Origin of the sequence: uncultured Phenylobacterium sp., assembly GCF_902826855.1 — a bacterium.
In the GTDB taxonomy this organism is placed as follows: domain Bacteria; phylum Pseudomonadota; class Alphaproteobacteria; order Caulobacterales; family Caulobacteraceae; genus Phenylobacterium.
Map to the genome: position 1 here is coordinate 25,943 of NZ_CADEGK010000041.1, position 215 is coordinate 26,157.

Annotated in this window: 1 pseudogene (cut by a window edge); it reads left to right on the top strand. The window is 67.9% G+C overall.

Annotated elements, in window-relative coordinates:
- Positions 1–213 (top strand): annotated as a pseudogene (locus QZV94_RS08170) (indolepyruvate ferredoxin oxidoreductase family protein); it begins 3,244 nt to the left of the window's first position.
- Positions 214–215 lie beyond the last annotated feature (2 nt).

Genomic DNA, 215 nt, shown 5'->3' on the forward strand with positions numbered 1-215 from the left:
CTCCTCGCCGACTACGAAGCCGACCTCGACCGCATCCTGACCGGCCTCGACAAGGCCCACCACCACCTGGCCGTGAAACTCGCCCAGGTCCCGCAACAGATCCGCGGCTTCGGCCACGTGAAGGACGCCTCGGTCGGGCCTGCGAAGGCCGAGGCCAAGCGGTTGTGGAAGGACTGGGAGAAGTTGGAGGCGCGGGAGACAGTGTCCGCCTAGCC